The sequence below is a fragment of the Mycolicibacterium sediminis genome, from assembly GCF_010731735.1.
In the GTDB taxonomy this organism is placed as follows: domain Bacteria; phylum Actinomycetota; class Actinomycetes; order Mycobacteriales; family Mycobacteriaceae; genus Mycobacterium; species Mycobacterium sediminis.
On the sequence record NZ_AP022588.1, the window covers coordinates 4,836,034 to 4,855,010 of the forward strand.

Consider the following 18,977-nt stretch of genomic DNA (forward strand, 5'->3'; position numbering starts at 1 on the left):
GACTAGCGAGTTTTAGCCTCCACGAACGGCGGCGCGACCACCTCGCACTCGAGCCGCTTGCCGCGGACGTCGACGGCCACCGTCTGCCCGTCGGCGATGCCGGCGGCGGTGTCGATCAGCGCCAGTGCGATGCCGACCTTCAGCGACGGCGAGAACGTGCCCGACGTGGTGACGCCGACCGGGTCGTCGCCGGCGAGCACCGTCATCTCGGCGCGGGGCACGCCCCGCCCCACGGCCTTGAGCCCGCGCAGGGTCCGCGTGGGTCCGGCGGCCTTCTCGGCAAGCAGCGCGTCACGACCCCAGAAGGCGTCCTTCTTCCAGCCGACGGCCCAGCCGCACCGGGCCTGCACCGGCGACACCTCGGCGGTCAGCTCGTGTCCGTGCAGCGGGTAGCCCATCTCCGTGCGCAGCGTGTCGCGTGCGCCGAGGCCGGCGGGCTCGCCGCCTGCCTCGCGAACCGCCTCGACGAGCGCGTCGAACACCACACCGGCGCGGTCCCACGTCGGGAGCAGTTCGTAGCCCTGCTCACCGGTGTAGCCCGTCCGGCACACGCGCACCGGGACGCCGTCGTACTCGGCGTCGGCGTAGCCCATGTAATCCATGTCGGTCGGCAGCCCGAGCCCACCGACCACCTCGGCCGACCGCGGACCCTGCACGGCCAGCACGGCGTACGAGCGGTGCTCGTCTGTGATCGTCAGCCCCTCGGGCGCGCGCTCCTTCAGCGCGGCCACGACGGCGGGCGTGTTGGCGGCGTTGGGCACGAGGAACACCTCGTCCTCGGAGACGTAGTAGGCGATCAGGTCGTCGATGACGCCGCCGGAGTCGTTGCAGCACAACGTGTACTGCGCCTTGCCCGTCCCGATCCGGTTCAGGTCGTTGGTGAACGCGGAGTTGACGTAGGCCGCTGCCCCGGGTCCCTTGATCAGCGCCTTGCCGAGGTGGCTGACGTCGAAGAGACCGACGGCGGTGCGGGTGGCGTTGTGCTCGGTGACGGTGCCGGCGTACGACACCGGCATCAGCCAGCCCCCGAACTCGGCGAAACTGGCGCCCAGTTCGCGATGGCGATCTTCGAGCGGGCCCTGGAGCAGGTTGTCGGTCACGAGAAGCAAGATTAACCCCTGGTCGCTTGGCGCCCGCCCGCCGATCAATCCCCCGGTCGCTTCGCTCCTGCCCGCCGATCAATCCCCCGGTCGCTTCGCTCCTGCCCGCCGATCAAACCCCCGGTCGCTTCGCTCCTGCCCGCCGGACCCTCGCTAGGGTTGATTCCCGTGAGCACCGCACCCGAATACCAGTCCCCCACCGTCACCGTCGCCACCAGCCTGCCCAAGCGCGGGGTCGGTTCGGCGGTGCTGATCCTCCCGGTCGTCACGGGTGACGACGACACCGCCCGGGTGGTGTCGACGCCCTTCCTCGACGCCACGGCCGTCGGCGAGATCGAAGCGGCGCTCGCGGCGCTCGGCGCCAAGGGTGGCAGCGACCAGGTGACGCGCGTGATCGCGCCGTCGCTGCCGGTCGCCAGCGTCCTGGCCGTCGGCCTGGGCGCAGCGCGTGACGAGTGGTCGGCCGACGCGGTGCGTCGCGCCTCGGGCGTCGCGGCACGCACCCTGTCCGGGACCGAGTCGGTGATCACGGCGCTGTCGGAACTCAACACCGAGACTGCGGTCGAGGGCCTCATCCTCGGCGCCTACCGGTTCAGCGACTTCCGTAGCGAGAAGACCGCACCCAAGGAGCCGGCGCTGGCGAAGATCACCGCGCTGGCCACCGCCAAGGACGCCAAGGCCAACGCCGTCCGCGGGACCGACATCGCGACCGCGATCGCGACGGCGCGCGACTTCGTCAACACCCCGCCCAGCCACCTCTTCCCCGCCGAGTTCGCCGAACGGGCACGGGCACTCGGCAAGTCGGTGGGCCTCGAGGTGGAGGTGCTCGACGAGAAGGCCCTCGAGAAGGCGGGATACGGCGGCATCGTCGGCGTCGGCAAGGGCTCGTCGCGTCCCCCGCGGCTGGTGCGACTGACCTACAAGGGTGCCAAGCGCGGCGAGGGCAAGAAGGTCGCACTCGTCGGCAAGGGCATCACGTTCGACACCGGCGGCATCTCGATCAAGCCGGCACTGAACATGCATCAGATGACCTCCGACATGGGTGGTGCGGCCGCGGTCATCGCGACGGTCGTGCTCGCCGCCAAGCAGCAGGTGCCGGTCGACGTCATCGCGACCGTCCCGATGGCCGAGAACATGCCGTCGTCGACTGCGCAGCGCCCCGGGGACGTGCTCACCCAGTACGGCGGCATCACCGTCGAGGTGCTCAACACCGACGCCGAGGGCAGGCTCATCCTGGCCGACGGCATCGCGCGGGCCTGCGAGGACGGCCCCGACTACCTGATCGAGACCTCGACGCTGACCGGTGCGCAGACCGTTGCGCTCGGCGCGCGCACCCCCGGCGTGATGGGCAGCGACGAGTTCCGCGACCGGGTCGCCGGACTGTCCCAGCAGGTCGGCGAGAACGGGTGGGCGATGCCGCTGCCGGAGGAACTGAAGGACGACCTGAAGTCGACCGTCGCCGACCTGGCGAACGTCAGCGGATCGCGCTTCGCCGGGATGCTCGTCGCGGGCGTCTACCTGCGCGAGTTCGTCGCCGAGGGCGTCCAGTGGGCGCACATCGACGTCGCCGGACCGGCGTACAACACCGGCGGCCCCTGGGGCTACACCGGCAAGGGCGGCACGGGCGTGCCGACGCGCACGATGTTCGCCGCCATCGAGGACGTCGCGAAGAACGGCTGAGCTAGACGATCCCGGCGCGGGCCGTGCTGCGCAGTGCCTGCGGGGCGATCCGCGAGGTGCCGTACAGCAGGTACGCCTCGGGGGCCACGGGGCGGATCGGCTTGTTCTTGCGCACCGCCGACACGATCGCCTTCGCGACCTTGTCCGGTCCGTAGTGCCGCGCGGCGAACATCGCCTCGAGCTGCCTACGCCTGCCCGAGACCTGACCCGCCTTGCCCGGCGGGGCGTCGAAGCGGGTGGTGTGCACGATGTTGGTGTCGATGACGCCCGGGCAGACGGTGGTCAAACCGATTCCGGCCGATGACAATTCGGCCCGTAGGCAGTCGGAGAACATGTAGACCGCGGCCTTCGAGGTGCAGTAGGCGTTCATCGCCTGCAGCGGTGCGTACGCCGCCATCGAGGAGACGTTGACGACGTGGCCGCCGGTGCCGCGTTCGACGAGCCGCCGCGCGAAGGAACGGCATCCGTTCACCACGCCACCGAGGTTGACGTCGAGCACGCGGTCCCACTGCTCGGCGGGCGTGTCGAGGAACGATCCCGCATGGCCGATGCCGGCGTTGTTGACCACGACGTCGGGCACCCCGTGCTCGGCGCAGACGCGGTCGGCGAACGCCTCGACGGCGTCGGCGTCGGACACGTCGAGCGCGTAGGCGAACGCCGTCCCGCCCGCGGCGGCGATGGTCGCCGCGGTCGCCTTCGCGCTCGCCTCGTCGACGTCGCTCGCGATCACGTCGGCGCCCTCGCGGGCGAACGCGAGGGCGGTCTCGCGACCGATGCCGCTGCCCGCCCCGGTGACCGAGACCAGCATGTCGCCGAAGTGTCCGCGCGGGCGTCCCACCTGAGCGCGCAGCAGTCCACGGGCGGGCGCGGCACCGCCGATCAGATCGGCCAGTTCGGTCACCGCCGTCGCGAGCACCTGCGGGTGCGACATCGGCGCCCAGTGCCCGGCGGGGACGTCGCGGCGCCACAGCCGAGACATCCACCGGTCCGCGTCGTCGTAGAGGTAGGGGCGGACGAAGGGGTCGCGCGCGTTCACGATCAGTTGCACGGGCACGTCGACGCGGTGGTCCTTGCGCCCACCAGCCAGCGCGCGAAAGTAGTTGGCGGGGTACACCTTCATGCTCGTCGCGGCATCGGCGGCGAACGTCGTCGAGTGGTGTATCCGGTGGGCGGGAATGCCGTCGCGCGTGCGCAGCACCCGGCCCATGGCGCCGGCCCGGAAGGCGACGCGGACCAGCGCGGGCGCCAGGACGGGCACGGAGAACGCGGCCATGTAGGTCAGCCGCAACACCTGCACGAGCGCCCGGAGGAAGCGGCGCGGCAGGTAGGGCCGCTTGAGGTTGTCGATCACGAACCGGTTGAGGTGGTCGGTGCTCGGGCCCGACACCGAGGTGAACGACGCGATCCGGGCCGACGCGTCCGGCCGGGCGAGGTACTCCCATACGCCGACTGAACCCCAGTCGTGGCCGAGCACGTGTACCGGCTCGTCCGGGGAGACCGCGCCGATGACGGCGGCGACGTCGTCGGCGAAGCGCTGCATCGTGTACGCCGACACGGGTCGCGGCGCATCGGATCCGCCCACGCCGCGGTTGTCGTAGCGGACCACGCGGAACCGATCGGCCAGCAGGGGCACCACGCCGTCCCACAGCACGTGCGAGTCGGGCCACCCGTGGACCAGGACGACGGTCGGACCGTCGGTGGTGCCCTCCTCGTGACAGGACAGCGTCACGCCGTCGGCACTCCGGACGGTGAACCCGCGGCGCGCCACCCCGGTCATCGTTCCTCGAGTTCTCGTCGTGCGGCACGCTTGCGCTCGATGCGGCGCTTCTCGTCGTAGTCGCGCATGCGCTGCGGGTAACCGACCTTCTGCACGTCGTAGACGGGGATGCCGAGCTGCTCGTTCAGGCGGCGAGCACCGGCCTGGCCGTTCGTCCTCCGACGGGTCCACTCACCGTCGGCCGCGACGAGGCACGCCGTGAATTCCGTGACCGTCGTCTGGGGTTCGATGAACGCCTCGACGCCGGTGTGGGTGGCCACCCACTCCTTCATGTACCTGAGGTCCGCCGCCGGATCGGTGCCGCGCGCACCCCGCGATCCACGTCGTCGAAACCTGTCGAAGAGTCCCAACTCGACCCGACTCCTTCCGGCACCAGGTGCCATCACCACCTTCGATAGTGCCAGAGCAGACAGACCGCAGGTCCACGACGACCGGGACGCACGGACGTGGAAGGATGGGTGCCGCGAGATCTTCACAGCCGCACGCGACCGTACGAGGGAGTCACAAGACATGGCCATCTCCGTCCAGATGCCCGCACTCGGTGAGAGCGTCACAGAGGGCACCGTCACGCGATGGCTCAAGCAGGAGGGCGACACCGTCGAAGTCGACGAACCGCTCCTCGAGGTGTCCACCGACAAGGTCGACACCGAAATCCCCTCACCCGCAGCAGGCGTGCTTACGAAGATCATCGCCAACGAGGACGACACCGTCGAGGTCGGCGGCGACCTCGCACTGATCGGCGAGGAGGGCGAGGGCGGCGACGACGCGTCCGACGACTCCTCGGACGCCGCCACCGACGACGCGCCGGCCGAGGAGGAGGCACCCGCCGAGGAGCCCGCGGCCGAGGAGACCAAGCCCGAGGCCGAGCCCGCCGAGGAGAGCGAACCGAAGCCCGAGCCGGAGAAGTCGAAGCCCGCCGCGTCCGGTGGCGGTGACGCGACGTCGGTGAAGATGCCCGAACTCGGCGAGTCCGTCACCGAGGGCACCGTCACCCGCTGGCTGAAGAAGGTCGGCGACAGCGTCGAGGTCGATGAGCCGCTCGTCGAGGTGTCCACCGACAAGGTCGACACCGAGATCCCGTCGCCCGTCGCCGGAACCCTCGTCGCCATCAGCGCTGAAGAAGACGACGTGGTCGCCGTCGGTGGCGAACTCGCCAAGATCGGCGCGGAGGGCGCTGCGGCCGAATCGAAGCCCGAACCCGAGCCGGAGCCCGAGCCGGAGCCCGAGCCGGAGCCGGAGCCGGAGCCGGAGCCGGAGCCGGAACCAGAGCCCAAGTCGGAGCCCAAGCCCGAACCGAAGCCGGAGCCGAAGCCCGAACCGAAGTCCGAGCCGAAGTCCGAGCCCAAGCCGGAGCCCAAGTCCGAGCCCAAGCCGGAACCGAAGGAAGCCCCCGCACCCGCGGCGGGCGGCTCCGACGCCGGCCCCTACGTCACGCCCCTGGTGCGCAAGCTCGCCGGGGAGCACGACGTCGACCTGTCCTCGGTGAAGGGCACCGGCGTCGGAGGCCGGATCCGCAAGCAGGACGTGCTCGCCGCGGCGGAGGCCAAGAAGGCACCCGCGGAGAGCGCACCGGCCGAGGCACCCGCCGCGTCCGCCGCGCCGGCCAAGCCGTCGGCCCCCGCACCGTCGCTGTCCCATCTGCGCGGAACCACGCAGAAGGCCAACAGGATTCGCCAGATCACGGCGAAGAAGACCCGCGAGTCGCTGCAGACGACCGCCCAGCTGACGCAGACCCACGAGGTCGACCTCACCAAGATCGTCGCGCTGCGCGCCCGCGCCAAGGCGAGCTTTGCCGAGCGCGAGGGCGTCAACCTGACGTTCCTGCCGTTCTTCGCCGTCGCGGTCGTCGACGCCCTCAAGGCGCACCCGAACGTGAACGCGAGCTACGACGAGGACAGCAAGCAGATCACCTACTACGACGCCGAACACCTCGGCTTCGCGGTGGACACCGAACAGGGCCTGCTGTCGCCGGTCGTGCACAACGCCGGCGACCTGTCGCTGGCGGGGCTGGCACGCGCGATCAGCGACATCGCGGCGCGGGCCCGGTCCGGGAACCTGAAGCCCGACGAGTTGTCCGGCGGCACGTTCACGATCACCAACATCGGCAGCCAGGGCGCGCTGTTCGACACGCCGATCCTGGTGCCGCCGCAGGCCGCGATGCTGGGCACCGGCGCGATCGTCAAGCGTCCGCGGGTGATCGTCGACGAGTTCGGCAACGAGTCCATCGGCGTCCGGTCGGTGGCGTACCTGCCGCTGACCTACGACCACCGTCTCATCGACGGTGCGGACGCGGGCCGCTTCCTGACCACGATCAAGCGACGTCTCGAAGAAGGAGCGTTCGAGGCCGACCTGGGGCTGTAGCCCGTGTCCGTCATCGCCATCGCCGGCTCGTCCGGGGTGATCGGGTCGGCACTCGTCTCGGTGCTGCGGGCCGCCGACCACCGGGTGCTGCGGCTGGTCCGTCGGCCTCCGGCGCACGCGGACGACGTGTTCTGGGACCCGGATACCGGCGACTTCGACGCGCGGGTCCTCGACCAGGTCGACGCGGTCGTCAACATGTGCGGCGTGGGCGTCGGCGACAAGCGCTGGTCCGGTGCGTTCAAGCAGAGCCTGCGCGACAGCCGGATCGGCCCGACCGAGGTGCTCTCGAACGCCGTCGCCGAGGCGGGCGTGCCGGTGCTGGTGAACTCGAGTGCGGTCGGTTACTACGGCGACACGCGCGATCGGATCGCCGACGAGACCGCACCTCCGGGCGACGGCTTCCTGGCCCGGCTCTGCGTCGACTGGGAGGCCGCGACCGCCGAGGCTCGCCGGGCGGGGACGCGGGTGGTCATGGTCCGCACGGGCCTGGTGCTGTCCCGGACGGGTGGCGTGCTCGGTCGGCTTCGGCCGCTGTTCGGGTTCGGCCTCGGCGCCCGGCTCGGCAACGGCCGCCAGTACATGCCGTGGATCAGCCTGGAGGACGAGATCCGGGCGCTGCTGTTCACCATCGACGAGGACGTGTCCGGGCCGGTGAACCTCACCGGTCCGGCGCCGGTGACCAACGCCGAGTTCACCTCCGCGCTGGGACGTGCGGTGCACCGACCGGCCGTGCTGCCCGCGCCGGCCTTCGTCCTCCGCGCGGCGCTCGGAGAGTTCGCCGACGAGGGACTGCTCGGCGGACAGCGCGCCATTCCCGCGGTGCTGGAGCGTGCCGGATTCGAGTTCCGGCACAACACGATCGGTGAGGCACTGGCGTACGCGACGGCCGCGACCGACGCCGGTTAGCGGGCGTACCGTGGATCGCGTGTCGGCCGCCTCCGTACGCTCCTCGTCCTCGCCCGTCGACGTGCGCCGTCTCGGCTCCGTCGACTACCGCGAGGCCTGGCAGCTGCAGCGGGATCTGGCCGACGCCAGGGTCGCGGGAGGGCCCGACACCCTGCTGCTGCTCGAGCATCCCCCGACCTACACCGCGGGCAAGCGCACCGAGCCGCACGAACGTCCCGACTCCACCGTCCCGGGGGCACCTCCGGTGATCGACACCGATCGCGGCGGCAAGATCACCTGGCACGGCCCCGGCCAACTCGTCGGCTACCCGGTGATCGGCCTCGTCGAGCCGATGGACGTCGTCCAGTTCGTCCGCCGTCTGGAGGACGCGCTGATGCGGGTGTGCACCGACCTCGGCGTCGAGACGGTCCGGGTGGCAGGACGATCCGGCGTCTGGGTGGCCGGCGTGCACGGGCGGCCCGACCGCAAGATCGCGGCCATCGGCATCCGCGTGGCACGCGCGACGACGCTGCACGGGTTCGCGCTCAACTGTGATTGCGATCTCTCCGCGTACGACGCGATCGTGCCATGCGGCATCGCCGATGCGGGCGTGACGTCGCTGTCCGCCGAACTCGGCCGACGTGTGACGGTCGACGAGGTCGCCGACCGGGTGGCCCACGCCGTGCGCGGCGCCCTGGACGGCGAGACCGCAGTAGCATTGACGACGTGAGCGTCGACCCCGGAAACCGCAAGCTGCTGCGCCTCGAGGTCCGCAACGCCGAAACTCCCATCGAGCGCAAGCCGCCGTGGATCAAGACGACGCTGAGGACCGGTCCCGAATACAAGGAACTCAAGGCGCTGGTGCGCCGCGAGGGCCTGCACACGGTGTGCGAGGAGGCGGGCTGCCCCAACATCTACGAGTGCTGGGAAGACCGCGAGGCCACGTTCCTGATCGGCGGCGAGCAGTGCACCCGACGCTGCGACTTCTGCCAGATCGACACCGGCAAGCCCGCCGAACTCGACCGTGACGAGCCGCGCCGCGTCGCCGAGAGCGTGCAGGCGATGGGGCTGCGGTACTCGACGGTGACCGGCGTGGCCCGTGACGACCTGCCCGACGGTGGAGCGTGGCTGTACGCCGAGACGGTCCGCCAGATCAAGGCGCTGAACCCCAACACCGGCGTCGAGCTGCTGGCCCCCGACTTCAACGCGATTCCCGAGCAGCTGCTCGAGGTCTTCGAGTCGCGACCGGAGGTATTCGCGCACAACGTCGAGACGGTTCCGCGCATCTTCAAGCGGATCCGTCCCGCGTTCCGCTACCAGCGCAGCCTCGACGTCATCACCGCGGCACGCGACTTCGGTCTGGTGACCAAGAGCAACCTGATCCTCGGCATGGGCGAGACGCCCGAAGAGGTCCGGGAGGCGCTCGTCGACCTGCACGGCGCCGGCTGCGACATCGTCACGATCACCCAGTACCTCCGTCCGTCGCTGCGCCACCACCCGGTCGAGCGGTGGGTCAGGCCGGAGGAGTTCGTCGAGCACGCCGCGTACGCCGAGGGCATCGGCTTCAACGGCGTCCTCGCCGGTCCGCTGGTGCGGTCGTCCTACCGGGCGGGCCGGCTCTACGCCGAGGCCGCACGCATTCGGGCGGCATCCGCTTCCTGATGTCGGGACGGACACCGCCACCCGTATCCTGATCCCATGGCGAAGACACGCAACACCGCCGCGGCGAAGGCCGCCAAGGCCGAGGCGAAGGCCACCCGCAAGGCGGCGTCCAAGCAGCGCCGCAGCCAGTTGTGGCAGGCGTTCCAGATTCAGCGCAAGGAGGACAAGCGACTCCTGCCGTACATGGTCGGGGCGCTCGTCCTGATCGTGGCGATCGCGGTCGTCGTCGGTGTCCTGAGTGGCAGCACCTTCACGCTGGTGACGCTGATTCCGCTGGGCATCCTGCTCGGCGCGCTGGTCGCGTTCATCATCTTCGGCAGGCGCGCGCAGAAGTCGGTGTACCGCAAGGCCGAGGGCCAGACCGGCGCGGCGGCGTGGGCGCTGGACAACCTCCGCGGCAAGTGGCGGGTGACGCCTGGTGTCGCGGCGACCGGTCACTTCGACGCCGTGCACCGGGTGATCGGCCGGCCCGGCGTGATCTTCGTCGGCGAGGGATCCGCCTCCCGGGTGAAACCGCTGCTCGCGCAGGAGAAGAAACGCACCGCACGGCTCATCGGCGACACCCCGATCTACGACATCGTCGTCGGCAACGGCGAGGGCGAGGTGCCGCTGTCGAAGCTCGAACGCCACCTCACCAAGCTGCCCGCGAACATCACCGTCAAGCAGATGGACTCGCTGGAGTCCAAGCTCGTCGCGCTCGGATCGCGCGTCGGTCCGGCCGCGATGCCGAAGGGACCGATGCCGGGCAATGCGAAGATGCGCGGCGTGCAGCGCACGGTGCGCCGCAAGTAACCTCCCCCGAGCGTCTAGCGGCGCAGGACCACCGCGGTCTTGGACGCGAGGTCGTGAATGCCACGGTGGTCAGTGTCGGTGAACAGCGCCGGGATGACGAGAGCGGTGAGCACGCCGCGCACGAGCGCCCGGCCCACCCCGACGTGGTCGGTGCCGTCCACGGGTACGACCATCAGGCCCAGCGCCAACTGGCCCGGGGTGAAGCCGAACAGGCGCACCGACGCGACGCCGAGCACGAACCAGATCACCAGCACCGCGGTCGACAGCGCGCCGAGCGACACCCAACCCAGCGTCATGGCCAGAGCGGCCAGCCCGTAGCTGATCAGCCAGTCGATCATCAGTGCCCCGACGCGCCTGCCGAAGCGGGCGATGGACCCGGGACCCTGCTCGGGCAGTCCGAGGCGCTCACCGGCATAGGTGTTCGTGCCCTGACCGGACCCGCCCGCGTCGGCGGGGGGCGGACCGGAGAGCCAGGAACCGAAGGTGCGCGCCATGTCACCAGCATATGGTCAGAGCGGTTCGGCGGGCAGGAGCGAAGCGACCGGGGACACCGCACGCGTAACGTCGGCGCAACATCCGGTTGACTGGCCTGCAACATCGTGTCCATAGCGTCAGTCGGCGGGTTACCAGTCAAAGGAGAATTCTCAGTGCCAGACAAGACTGCAGACGACATCTTCAAGCTGATCAAGGACGAGAACGTCGAGTACGTCGACATTCGCTTCTGCGATCTGCCCGGTGTCGTCCAGCACTTCTCGATCCCCGCCTCGGCGTTCGACGAGAGCGTCTTCGAGGACGGCCTCGCGTTCGACGGTTCGTCGGTCCGCGGCTTCCAGTCCATCCACGAGTCCGACATGATGCTGCTGCCGGATCCCAACACCGCGCGCATCGATCCGTTCCGGCATGCCAAGACGCTCAACCTCAGCTTCTTCGTGCACGACCCGTTCACCCGTGAGGCGTACTCGCGCGACCCCCGCAACGTCGCCCGCAAGGCCGAGAACTACCTCGCCAGCACCGGCATCGCCGACACCTGCTTCTTCGGTGCCGAGGCCGAGTTCTACATCTTCGACTCGGTGACGTTCGACTCGAAGATCAACGGCACGTCCTACGAGGTCGACTCCGAGTCGGGCTGGTGGAACACCGGCGAGCCGTTCGAAGCCGACGGCAGCCCCAACCTCGGCTACAAGGTCCGTCCCAAGGGCGGCTACTTCCCCGTCGCGCCGTACGACCACTACGTGGACCTGCGCGACGAGATGGCCACCAATCTGCAGAACGCCGGGTTCATCCTCGAGCGCGGCCACCACGAGGTCGGCACCGCCGGCCAGGCCGAGATCAACTACAAGTTCGACACCCTGCTGGCTGCCGCCGACGACGTGCTGCTGTTCAAGTACATCATCAAGAACACGGCGTGGAAGAACGGCAAGACCGTCACCTTCATGCCCAAGCCGCTGTTCGGTGACAACGGTTCCGGCATGCACGCCCACCAGTCGCTGTGGAAGGACGGCAAGCCGCTGTTCCACGACGAGTCGGGCTACGCGGGTCTGTCGGACCTGGCGCGCCACTACATCGGCGGCATCCTGCACCACGCGCCGTCGCTGTTGGCGTTCACCAACCCGACGGTGAACTCCTACAAGCGTCTGGTGCCGGGCTACGAGGCGCCGATCAACCTGGTGTACAGCCAGCGCAACCGTTCGGCGTGCGTCCGCATCCCGATCACCGGCAACAACCCGAAGGCCAAGCGCCTCGAGTTCCGGTGCCCGGACAGCTCGGGCAACCCGTACCTGGCGTTCGCGGCCATGCTGATGGCCGGCATCGACGGCATCAAGAAGAAGATCGAGCCGCTGGCGCCCGTGGACAAGGATCTCTACGAGCTTCCTCCCGAGGAGGCCGCGAACATCCCACAGGCTCCGACGTCGCTGTCCGCGGTCATCGACCGTCTCGAGGAGGATCACGACTACCTCACCGAAGGTGGCGTGTTCACCGAGGACCTGATCGACACGTGGATCTCGTACAAGCGCGAGAACGAGATCATGCCCATCCAGATCCGTCCGCACCCCTACGAGTTCTCGCTGTACTACGACGTGTAACTCGAAGCGTTCTGCTGCCACCCCGTCCGGTTCGCGGGGCGGGGTGGTCTGCGTTCACAGGTACCTTTCGGCCCCGCGTACGTGCGGGTACGGCGGGATCACCGGCCGATTTCGCGCCGTACCCGCACGTTCGACGAGCAGACGTCAGGCCGCGGCGTCCAGCTCCGCACGCACCGCGGCGGCGAACGCGTCGACGTCGGCCTCGGTGGTGTCGAAGGCGCACATCCAGCGCACCTCCCCCGTCGCCGCATCCCAGTCGTAGAAGCGGAAGCGCTCCCGGAGCCGGTCGGCGACGCCCGGGGGCAGGATCGCGAAGACGGCGTTGGCCTGCGTGGGCTGGGTGATCGTCAGACCCCGTAGACCCTCGACGGCGTCCCGGAGACGGCGGGCCATCCGGTTCGCGTGCGTCGCGGAGCGCAGGTACAGGTCGTCGGTGAGCAGCGCGACGAGTTGCGCCGAGACGAACCGCATCTTGCTGGTCAGTTGCATGTCGAGTTTGCGCAGATAGTCCAGTCCCTCGGTGGCCGAGGGGTTGAGGACGACGACGGCCTCCCCGAACAGCAGGCCGTTCTTCGTGCCGCCGAACGACAGGACGTCGACGCCGGCGTCGGTGGTGAACTCGCGCAGTCCGCACCCGAGGTGCGCCGCGGCGTTGGCGATGCGGGCGCCGTCCACGTGCAACGTCATCCCCCGGGCGTGCGCGTGGTCGGCGATCGCCCGCACCTCCGACGGCGTGTAGGCGGTACCCAGTTCGGTTGTCTGCGTGATGGATACGGCCAGCGGCTGGGCACGGTGCTCGTTACCCCACCCCCAGGCTTCGCGGTCGACGAGTTCGGGGGTGAGCTTGCCGTCGGGCGTCGGCACGGTCAGCAGCTTGAGGCCGGCGACGCGCTCGGGGGCGGCGTTCTCGTCGGTGTGGATGTGCGCGGTGGACGTGCAGATCACCGCGCCCCACCGCGGCAGCATCGATTGCAGCCCCACGACGTTCGCGCCCGTGCCGTTGAACATGGGGAACGCCCGGGCGTCCGGGCCGAAGTGGCCGGCGACGACCTCCTGCAGGCGTGCGGTGTAGGCGTCGCCACCGTAGGCGACCTGGTGGCCCTCGTTGGCGGCCGCGATCGCGGCGATCACCTCGGGATGGGCTCCGGCGTAGTTGTCACTGGCGAAGCCGCGGTCGTCGGGATCGTGCAGGCGCAGTGGGCGGTCGGTCACCCTTCCAGTGTTCCCGACACGACGACCCGCAGCCATCCGGACCGAAGTCCAGATAGTAGGTTCGTCGCATGAACAAACTGGAAACGAAGCTGTCCGCCGTATCGCCGGCGATCCTGAGTGTGTTCCGCATCGTGTTCGGCCTGCTGTTCACCGTGCACGGAACGCAAAAGTTGTTCGCCTGGCCCGTCGCGGCGGCCGGCGGCGGCGTCGTGCCAATCACGTCGTGGCCCTACGGAATTGCCGGCCTGATCGAACTCGTGGTCGGCGTGCTGCTGCTGATCGGTCTGGTGACGCGCCTGGCGGCGTTCATCGGATCGGGCGAGATGGCGTTCGCCTACTTCACCCAGCATCAGCCGACGGCGTTGTGGCCCATCGAGAATGGCGGCGAGGCAGCGGTGCTCTTCTGCTTCGGCCTGTTCCTGCTGGTGTTCACCGGCGGCGGCACCTTCGCCCTCGACGCGATGCGGCAACGTCGAGTACGCACGCGCTAGCCCTGACGAAGGAGTGGTACGTCGGTACCGTTGGTGCCATGACGCAACCACTCGAGCGGCGCCTGACGTCCTTCAGTCCCGTGGCCATCACCCTGTTCCGCGTGGTGCTCGGGTTGCTCTTCACCGTGCACGGCGCCTCCAAGCTGTTCGCGTGGCCCATCGACATGGGCGGCGGAGCCCTTCCAGTCGGCTCCTGGCCCGGGTGGTGGTCGGGACTGATCGAACTGGTCGCCGGCGTCCTCATCATGACCGGGCTGTTCACCCGTATCGCGGCGTTCATCGCGTCGGGCACGATGGCCGTCGCATACTTCTGGATGCATCAGCCTCAGGCTCTGCACCCGCTGGAGAACGGTGGCGAGTCCGCGGTGCTGTTCTGCTTCGGTTTCTTCCTGCTGGTGTTCACCGGCGGCGGTGCGTACGCGCTGGATTCCGTGCTCGGACGACGACGCGCGGCGGCCTAGCCGTCGAGGGCGAGGTCCCTGCGGAACCGCTTCATGCCGTCGACCTTCTCGGCGAAGGTGGCCTGCGGGCCGGAGTAGAACATCCATGGCATCGTGATGATGCCCGTGATTCCCGCTGACTCGGCTCGGGCGAAGTGCTCGGGCGTGAACGCGTCGGTGAGCGGCGTGATGACGGTGTAATCGTCCATCGACAGCCCCTTCTCGGCGCGCAGCCCGCGGATCTTCTCGACCGACTCGATCGCCCGTGCGGTGTCTATCAGGTCGCCGATCCAGCCGTCGTTGCGCGCCGCCCGCCGTAGCGCGACGTCCGACAGACCCCCGACGTAGATCGGGATGTGCGGCGGCGTCGGCTCCATCTCCAGGCGCGGCGTCGTGTAGAACTCGCCGGAGAACTTGGTCCAGCCCGGCTGCCACAGCGCGCGCATCAGCTCGAGCATCTCGTCGGTGCGCTTGCCGCGGCGGTCGAACCGCTGGCCCATCAGGGTGAACTCCTCCTCGCACCACCCCACCCCGATGCCGAGTTCGAGCCGGCCCTCGGCGAGGCACGCGGCGGTGCCGATCGCCTTGGCCGCGGAGTAGGGGTCCCGCATGGCGGGCAGGTAGACGGTGGTGACGAAGCGTAGCCGCTCGGTCACCAGCGCGATCGCGCCGATCATCACCCACGGATCGGGCCAGTGGGTGAAGGCCTCCCACCGCCGCGAGCCGTCCTTCGTGTACGGGTAGGGCGTCGCCAGCGTCTCGAGGTTGACGACGTGGTCTGGGATGCCCATGCCGTCGTAGCCGAGGTCGTCCGCCGCCTTCGCGACGTCGACCACTTCCTTGACGTCGAGGAACGCGGTGCTCACGTAGAACTTCATCCGGCATCACGCGCCCACGCCGGCCTGATGAACACCCCGTCCGCCTCCACCGTCCACCCGTCGGCGTCGCCGAGGTAGCCGCGCGCATAGGTCTTGATGCCCTCGGTGCGCTCGATGAACGCCTCGGCCCGCACCGGCCCCAGCGGTGTCCCACGCAGATAGCGCAGCGTGATCGTGCCGGTGAAGAGCGGCTTGGTCAGTCCGTCGCTAGCGGCCTCGCCCAGCAGGTGGTCCAGGACCAGCGCACAGACCCCGCCGTGCACCAGCCCGGGCGGCCCCTCGTAGGCGGCGCCGAGCGTGAATTCCGCCCAGCACCTTCCGTTCTCGCCCTCGTGCTCGATGCGCATCGGGGGTGCAATCGCGTTGCGCAGTCCCACCGCCGGATTCGCCCACGCGAGCGGACGGCCCGTGCCCGCATGCCGCAGCGTGGACGTGGTGTCGCGGCGGACGCGTTCCAGGGTCTCGGTCGCCGAGTCGATGGCAGCCCGCGCCTCGCCGATCGCCGAGTCGTCGACGCCGGTGCGGATGCCCGCGTCGATCAGCCTGCGCATCGACTCGGTGAGCGGCTCGTACAGGGCGCGCAGGCGGTCGTACTCCTGCTCGGTGATCACGTCGAAGGGGAACTCGTTGACGGTCATCAGGCTCCGAATATCTTGCGCACCACGGTCTTCGCCCGTCGCGTGACCCGCAGGTAGTTGTCCAGGAACTCACCGCCGTCACCGTTGGGCCAGCCCGCCGCCACCGCCACCGCGTTGAGCTGCCGACCGGGTCCGGGCAGCTGGTCGGTCGGCTTGCCCCGCACCAGGACCAGCGCGTTGCGGGCCTTGGTGGCGGTCAGCCATGCCTGACGGAGCAGGTCGACGTCGCCCTCGGCGATCAATTCGGCGGCGCCGATGGCATTGAGCGTCTCGAGGGTGGACGTGTTGTGCAGCGCCGGGATGCGGTGCGCGTGGCGCAGCTGGAGCAGTTGCACGGTCCACTCGATGTCGGCGAGGCCACCGCGGCCGAGCTTGGTGTGCGTGTTGGGGTCGGCGCCGCGCGGGAGCCGTTCCGCGTCGACGCGCGCCTTGATGCGGCGGATCTCCCGCACCGCGTCGCCGGACACGCCGTCGGGCGGGTAGCGGATGTCGTCGATCATCAGCAGGAACCGTTGGCCCAGTTCGGCATCGCCGGCGACGCAGTGCGCCCGCAGCAGCGCCTGCACCTCCCAGGCCTGCGCCCACTGCGCGTAGTACGCACGGTACGACGACAGCGTGCGCACCAGCGGCCCGCTGCGGCCCTCGGGGCGCAGGTTGGCGTCGACCTCGAGCGGCGGGTCGGCACTGGGCGTTCCGAGCCGCGCACGCACCTGCTCGGCGATGCTCACCGCCCACTTGACGGCGACGGCCTCGTCGGTGTCCCCGAGCGGCTCGCACACGAAGAGGACGTCGGCGTCCGAGCCGTAGCCGAGTTCCAGCCCGCCGAGGCGGCCCATGCCGATGACGGCGATCGTCGCGGGCGCACCGCCGGCCGGCGTGTTGGCCCGGGTGACGACGTCGAGTGCGGCCTGCAGCACGGCCACCCACACCGACGTGAGCGCGTTGCACACCTCGGTCACGTCCATCAGACCCAGCAGGTCGGCCGACGCGATGCGCGCGAGTTCACCCCGGCGCAGCGTGCGTGCCGCGGCGATGGCCCGCACCGGATCGGTGTGTCTGCCGGCCGCCGCCACGAGTGCCTTGGCGAAGCCGTCGGGTTCCACGTCGAGCAGCTTGGCGCCGTTGGGACCGTCGGCGTACTGGCGGATCACCTCCGGCGCCCGCATCAGCAGGTCCGGGACGTAGGCCGACGTGCCCAGGATCCGCATCAGACGCTTGGCCACCGCGCCCTCGTCGCGCAGTGCCGCGAGGTACCACCGCTGGTCGATCAGCTCCTCGCTGATCCGGCGGTAGGCCAGCAGACCGGCGTCGGGATCCGGTGTGTCCGAAAGCCAGTCGAGCAGCGTGGGCAGCAGCACCCGCTGCACCCGGCCGCGCCTGCCGCCGTTGCCGGTGAGCGCCGCGAGGTGGGTCAGCGCGCTCTGCGGTCCCTCGTAGCCGAGTGCGGCGAGCTGACGCTCGGCGGCCTCGGTCGACATGCCCGCGTCGTCGAGGTCGACCGACGCGCCGCCCACCGATTCGAGCAGCGGCTGGTAGAACAGCTTCGCGTGCAGGCGCGAGACGCGCAGACTCTGCCGCTTGAGTTCCTCCCGCAGCACGCCGAGCGAGTCGCGGATGCCGTCGGGCCGGATGTGGGCCGCGCGCGCGAGCCAGCGCATCGCCTCCTCGTCGCCCGACTCGGGGAGCATGTGGGTGCGCTTGAGCCGTTGCAGCTGCAGGCGGTGCTCGAGCAGACGCAGGAACTCGTAGGACGCGGTCAGGTTGGCGGCGTCGTCGCGGCCGACGTAACCGCCGGCGGCCAGCGCGGCGAGCGCGTCCACGGTCGACGCCACGTGCAGCGTGTCGTCGGTGCGACCGTGCACCAGCTGCAGCAGCTGGACGGCGAACTCGACGTCGCGCAGGCCGCCGGTGCCGAGCTTGATCTCCCGCGCCCGCACGCCCGCGGGGACGAGTTCCTCGACGCGCCGGCGCATCGCCTGCACGTCGGGCACGAAGTCCTCGCGCTCGCAGGCCGTCCACACCATCGGCATGAGGGCGGCGACGTACTCCGCGCCCAGGTCGGGATCGCCCGCGGCGGGGCGGGCCTTGAGCAGCGCCTGGAACTCCCAGGTCTTGGCCCACCGCTCGTAGTAGGCGACGTGCGCCTCGAGCGTGCGCACCAGCTGACCCTGCTTGCCCTCGGGGCGCAGTGCGGCGTCGACCTCGAAGAACGCGTCGTTGGCGAAGCGCATCAGCTCACCGGCGATGCGGATGTTGGCGGTCAACCCCGACTGGGTGGCGTCGTCCGCGACGAAGATGACGTCGACGTCGCTGACGTAGTTCAGTTCCCGCGCACCGCACTTCCCCATCGCGATGACGGCGAGCCGGGGCGCGGGGCCGGTCCCGCAGACGGTGCGCCGGGCGAGCAACAGCGCCGCCTCCAGCGCGGCGTCGGCCAGGTCGGCCAGGTGCTCACCGACCGTCGTGAACGCGAGGACGGGTTCGTTCTCGACGGTGGGCGCCACGTCGAGTGCGGCCAGCACCAGCAGCCGGTCCCGGTACAGCGATCGCAGTGACGGCAGCGCCGTTGCGTCCGTGGCGTTCTCGGCGGCGTCGATGAAGTCGCGGCGGAGGTCCGCCGCGCTGGGCAACGCTACCGACCCGGCGAGCAGATGCCAGGACAGCGGCCGCGAGACCAGGTGGTCACCGAGCGCGAGCGACGAGCCGAGCACGCCGAAGAGCCTGCCGCGCAGCGCCTTGTCCTTGACCAGGGCGGTGCCGAGTTCGTCCCACCCGGCACCGAGTTCGTCGGCGAGGCGGACGACGGCGCGCAACGCCTCGTCGGCGTCCGGTGCCCGCGACAGCGACCACAGCAGTTCGACGTGCGCGTCGGTGGTCCAGCCGAGGCGGTCGAGGTCGTCGCGTGCCGTCGGTGCCACCAGGCCGAGCCGCCCGACGCCGGGCAGCGTGGGGCGCTGAGTGGCGGGTTTGGGCACAC

17 protein-coding genes are annotated in these 18,977 nt (G+C 70.1%); 9 read left to right on the forward strand and 8 right to left on the reverse strand.

Going from position 1 to position 18,977, the window contains the following annotated elements:
- Positions 1-2 precede the first annotated feature (2 nt).
- Positions 3-1,100 (reverse strand): glycine cleavage system aminomethyltransferase GcvT, encoded by a 1,098-nt coding sequence (gene gcvT, locus G6N64_RS23160; protein WP_174266871.1) that lies wholly within the window; start codon positions 1,098-1,100, stop codon positions 3-5.
- 168 nt (positions 1,101-1,268) lie between these two features.
- Here gcvT and G6N64_RS23165 point away from each other — a divergent pair, with 168 nt between their 5' ends.
- Complete coding sequence (locus G6N64_RS23165; protein WP_163800156.1) at positions 1,269-2,780, forward strand: leucyl aminopeptidase; 1,512 nt, start codon at positions 1,269-1,271, stop codon at positions 2,778-2,780.
- Between the two features lies 1 nt (position 2,781).
- Here G6N64_RS23165 and G6N64_RS23170 read toward each other — a convergent pair whose 3' ends face one another.
- Positions 2,782-4,557: an SDR family oxidoreductase gene (locus G6N64_RS23170; protein ID WP_163800158.1), complete on the reverse strand. Its 1,776-nt coding sequence runs from the start codon at positions 4,555-4,557 to the stop codon at positions 2,782-2,784.
- Complete coding sequence (locus G6N64_RS23175) at positions 4,554-4,907, reverse strand: oxidoreductase (RefSeq protein WP_163800160.1); 354 nt, start codon at positions 4,905-4,907, stop codon at positions 4,554-4,556. The genes G6N64_RS23170 and G6N64_RS23175 overlap by 4 nt, the downstream gene beginning before the upstream one ends.
- A 160-nt stretch (positions 4,908-5,067) precedes the next feature.
- Between G6N64_RS23175 and sucB the strand changes: the two genes are divergently transcribed.
- The 5 genes from sucB to G6N64_RS23200 are packed head-to-tail and all read left to right on the forward strand — an operon-like array spanning position 5,068 to position 10,257.
- The gene (gene sucB, locus G6N64_RS23180; RefSeq protein ID WP_163800162.1) at positions 5,068-6,918 is read left to right on the forward strand and encodes a 2-oxoglutarate dehydrogenase, E2 component, dihydrolipoamide succinyltransferase; all 1,851 of its coding nucleotides are present in this window, start codon (positions 5,068-5,070) and stop codon (positions 6,916-6,918) included.
- Between the two features lie 3 nt (positions 6,919-6,921).
- The gene (locus tag G6N64_RS23185; protein WP_163800164.1) at positions 6,922-7,824 is read left to right on the forward strand and encodes a TIGR01777 family oxidoreductase; all 903 of its coding nucleotides are present in this window, start codon (positions 6,922-6,924) and stop codon (positions 7,822-7,824) included.
- A gap of 19 nt (positions 7,825-7,843) precedes the next feature.
- Positions 7,844-8,533: a lipoyl(octanoyl) transferase LipB gene (gene lipB, locus G6N64_RS23190; protein WP_163800166.1), complete on the forward strand. Its 690-nt coding sequence runs from the start codon at positions 7,844-7,846 to the stop codon at positions 8,531-8,533.
- Complete coding sequence (gene lipA, locus G6N64_RS23195) at positions 8,530-9,465, forward strand: lipoyl synthase (protein WP_163800168.1); 936 nt, start codon at positions 8,530-8,532, stop codon at positions 9,463-9,465. Before lipB ends, lipA begins: the two co-directional genes overlap by 4 nt.
- Before the next feature lie 36 nt (positions 9,466-9,501).
- Complete coding sequence (locus G6N64_RS23200; protein ID WP_163800170.1) at positions 9,502-10,257, forward strand: DUF4191 domain-containing protein; 756 nt, start codon at positions 9,502-9,504, stop codon at positions 10,255-10,257.
- 14 nt (positions 10,258-10,271) lie between these two features.
- Here G6N64_RS23200 and G6N64_RS23205 read toward each other — a convergent pair whose 3' ends face one another.
- Positions 10,272-10,751: an RDD family protein gene (locus tag G6N64_RS23205; protein ID WP_163800172.1), complete on the reverse strand. Its 480-nt coding sequence runs from the start codon at positions 10,749-10,751 to the stop codon at positions 10,272-10,274.
- A 153-nt stretch (positions 10,752-10,904) separates the two neighbouring features.
- Between G6N64_RS23205 and glnA the strand changes: the two genes are divergently transcribed.
- Positions 10,905-12,341: a type I glutamate--ammonia ligase gene (gene glnA, locus G6N64_RS23210; RefSeq protein WP_163800175.1), complete on the forward strand. Its 1,437-nt coding sequence runs from the start codon at positions 10,905-10,907 to the stop codon at positions 12,339-12,341.
- Between the two features lie 144 nt (positions 12,342-12,485).
- Here the strand turns inward: glnA and G6N64_RS23215 are convergent, their stop codons facing one another.
- The gene (locus tag G6N64_RS23215) at positions 12,486-13,553 is read right to left on the reverse strand and encodes a threonine aldolase family protein (RefSeq protein WP_246230772.1); all 1,068 of its coding nucleotides are present in this window, start codon (positions 13,551-13,553) and stop codon (positions 12,486-12,488) included.
- A gap of 68 nt (positions 13,554-13,621) precedes the next feature.
- Here G6N64_RS23215 and G6N64_RS23220 point away from each other — a divergent pair, with 68 nt between their 5' ends.
- Positions 13,622-14,044, forward strand: coding sequence for a DoxX family protein (locus G6N64_RS23220; RefSeq protein ID WP_163800179.1), 423 nt, complete (start codon positions 13,622-13,624; stop codon positions 14,042-14,044).
- Positions 14,045-14,082: 38 nt separating this feature from the next.
- The gene (locus tag G6N64_RS23225; RefSeq protein ID WP_163800181.1) at positions 14,083-14,505 is read left to right on the forward strand and encodes a DoxX family protein; all 423 of its coding nucleotides are present in this window, start codon (positions 14,083-14,085) and stop codon (positions 14,503-14,505) included.
- On the opposite strand, the gene G6N64_RS23230 is transcribed toward G6N64_RS23225, so the two are convergent.
- From G6N64_RS23230 to G6N64_RS23240, 3 genes are read right to left on the reverse strand one after another with little or no spacing between them, the layout of a single operon-like run.
- A complete protein-coding gene (locus G6N64_RS23230; RefSeq protein ID WP_163800183.1) occupies positions 14,502-15,362 on the reverse strand; it encodes a TIGR03619 family F420-dependent LLM class oxidoreductase in 861 nt (286 codons plus the stop codon). The genes G6N64_RS23225 and G6N64_RS23230 overlap by 4 nt on opposite strands.
- Positions 15,359-16,000, reverse strand: a complete 642-nt coding sequence (locus G6N64_RS23235) for a PaaI family thioesterase (protein ID WP_163800185.1) — start codon at positions 15,998-16,000, stop codon at positions 15,359-15,361. The genes G6N64_RS23230 and G6N64_RS23235 overlap by 4 nt, the downstream gene beginning before the upstream one ends.
- On the reverse strand, positions 16,000-18,975 hold the full coding sequence (locus G6N64_RS23240) for a bifunctional [glutamine synthetase] adenylyltransferase/[glutamine synthetase]-adenylyl-L-tyrosine phosphorylase (RefSeq protein WP_163800188.1): 2,976 nt from the start codon (positions 18,973-18,975) through the stop codon (positions 16,000-16,002). Before G6N64_RS23240 ends, G6N64_RS23235 begins: the two co-directional genes overlap by 1 nt.
- Positions 18,976-18,977: the final 2 nt, after the last annotated feature.